At 31.6% G+C, this 2,950-nt stretch carries 2 protein-coding genes; both read right to left on the bottom strand.

The window, feature by feature from the left end; genetic code table 11:
* Positions 1-825: 825 nt before the first annotated feature.
* Entirely contained in the window at positions 826-1,635 is an 810-nt protein-coding gene (gene cas4, locus PQ963_10670; GenBank protein ID MEN4030123.1) for a CRISPR-associated protein Cas4, read from the bottom strand.
* Between the two features lie 506 nt (positions 1,636-2,141).
* Entirely contained in the window at positions 2,142-2,687 is a 546-nt protein-coding gene (locus tag PQ963_10675) for a hypothetical protein (GenBank protein MEN4030124.1), read from the bottom strand.
* Positions 2,688-2,950 lie beyond the last annotated feature (263 nt).

The following is a 2,950-nucleotide window of genomic DNA, read 5'->3' on the forward strand; positions in this document are numbered from 1 at the left end:
TTCAAGCTACGAATCTTCTGATCCAACTCTTCAACCGACAAATGCCTCTCAACATAAACCTTTTTCCCAGCCATAAATTAAACTATAACGATCATAGTATAAAAACATTTGCACAGCACTATAGTTTCTAAACTAGCCATTACAATAGGCAATGTTATATAATAAATATAATTCATAGAATCTTTAAGGCGACTGTTAAAAGTCTCTAAACTATTATTAAAAATAAAATTAAGTTTTTTAAGTACTTCATATTCTTTTTCTTCAATTTCCATCTGTTCAGGTAAAAATTTAGTCATAACAACACCATTATAAAGTTTTAGTCTACATAATCAAGCAAAGTTTGGGTCATCTATTGATCCTTCCACTTCTCTAATTTCTGAGAGCTCTTCAATTTATTCAGTAACTAAAAATTTCTCCATTTTATCATATAGACTATTAGAAAAATATTTTTTGAGTTTTTCAACACATTCGCTTTCTAAAATGTATAAATTGAATGTATAAATTGAACTGTGAAATCTTCTTACTCTTTTTCTTTAATAATTTCAAAATAAACTTTATCATAATAGACCATTTGCGTAAGTGGTTCAACATTATTTCTTCTGTGAGCTCTCCTCCTTCAGGTTTCTTAAAAGGTATTTTCACTTTAAGTTCAGAGGAGTCTTATCCTGGTATCCTAAATCATGAATTCTTTCAATGTTTTTCGGAATGAGTGGTGGTTGCTCTTTAAATAGAATGTAATTCCTATCTAATCTTTCCCTCTCATAATCATCGTACTTCCCTATGATAAGCTTGAAAAGCGTGAAAAGTTTACCAATTCTTCAAAAATCAGCCATAATATTCACAAATCCCCATATACTCACATTTTTCGCATTTCTTTTTATTTAACTTAAATTCAGGTATTTCTTCCTTTTCAAACATGGTATTAATTGAATCAAGCACCTGGAAGAGCTTATTATGTAAAATTGAGTTTATTACAACAGGCCTTCTTTCACATATTTTGGTGTAATAAACAAACCCAACAAGAACTTCTTTATTTAATTCATAATCTATTAAAGCAGCGTATGCTGCAATTTGAAGGGAATCAGATAACCATGTTCCTTTTAAAGGCGGAAAACTTGTTTTAATTTCAACTGGATAATAGATACCATTAATTATTTCAATTTTATCTACTTTACCCTTCAAATTCAGTTCTTCACTTTCAAGAGAAAATTCCAGGAGTGATTGGGGAAACAGCATTTCAGAAATTTCCATCCCGTGCTTCTTAGTTGTTTTCATCAGTTTTTTAATCTTCAAAACATTTAAACTTGCTTCAATTATTAAATCTTCTTTTAATTCATGGAAAAATTTAATTAAATTCTCCTGATGGGCTTTATAACTATCTATGTATTTAACCTGCAATTCATCTATAAATTCAGGAACTCCATGCAATATAATTTTTTGAATTTCTGCAGTTTCCATATCTTTTTTGATGTTCCAGATATTATGCTTGATGATTTCTTCAAAAGCTCTTCTAACTTCGTGGATGACTTTTCCAGTTATAATTTCATTGTTTTGAACTTCAAAGCCCATAGTATGTTTTAAATACAGTTTTGCAGGGCAATAAATGAATTCTGATATTTCAGAGACCTTTAACATTTTAGCACCATTTACTTTCTTCAAAGAATTTTATTTACTTGTTTTTGTGACATGTGTTTTTTGGGTTTTATTTTTAATGTTTTTTACCATCAAAATTTAAAAGACCAGAAGATTTAATAAATCCAAAGAACAAACAAGTTAATCGAAATCCCAGAGATATTTAAGTTTAATGAATATTCGGGTCTGTAAAGTTATTGGGAGTTGGCATTTTTTATGTGTTTTCCTGTCCAGTTTTGCATTTGTTTTTGTAGATAGTTGGTTATTCCGTTTGGTGTTTTGTATTTCCTTTTTAATTCATCTGGTAAGGTTTGCGGGTAGTAGTTTTCATTGCAGCTAATTGTTTTTGGCACGTTTGGATTTCGGGTGTATTGTGTGAGTCTTTCAAAATCATAGATTTTGAATGCCCGAAAATCAAAGATTTTCGACGGCTTTGGAAGTCTGGGATTATCTTGTCTTTGATGAATTTCTGTAATACCTTTGGAATATCGCTAAATTTATCAAGCAATCTATCGTTGTATTACGATTTCTTCTACGTATGTGTCGAATATACTTTTTATTTCACGGAAATAAAATCTTAATTCCATTTTGTCCTCATCAGACACATTATCAGACTTTAATAGTGGATATATTTCTTTTTTAAGTATTTTCAACAGGTGAAAAATGCACTGTTGGTGTATAACTTTTAATTCATCAGTTATGCCTTTATATTCAAGTAATCCGTCGGTTGTTAATGAGTAGAAGTCTTTATCTTCTGTAGATGTTTCTATGAACTCTTTTATGGTGTCATATTCTTTATTCGGGCTTATCTCGTCGGCTACAGGAATATTTAATATGTAGTCGTATAAAGTTAAACGGTAGTGTCTCAGACCGTCAAGTTTAATCCACTGCTCATCATAGCTGTAATAACCAGAATAACCGACTTCTATGTTCTCTATTCGGTTTCCTAGCTTTGTAGTCTGCCAGTTTCTGATGGAGGCATGGCATGCTTGGATATCGAAGAACGTCTGAAAGTCCGCTGCAGCTTTACGCAGTGAACGATAGCCCGTTTCCATAAATGCCTTTAATTTATCTGCAAAAACATTTGCATACCTATGACGAGGTTTTATAACCGAATTCAATTGCGTTACGAACTTTTTATTACAGCATTTGCACTTTTGCATATAAATCTTCTGAGAGCCGAATTCACCCAAAATTGGGTTTCTTTCCTGCCATCCCTGCCTGGTCACATTTCTTGACTCACAATTTGGACATGCTGACTTAACATACTCAAAATGATTATCAGCAAGCAAATTCAAGGCCTGATTCACATTCCGAG

This window comes from Methanobacterium sp. (genome assembly GCA_039666455.1).
Taxonomy (GTDB): Archaea; Methanobacteriota; Methanobacteria; order Methanobacteriales; family Methanobacteriaceae; genus Methanobacterium_D.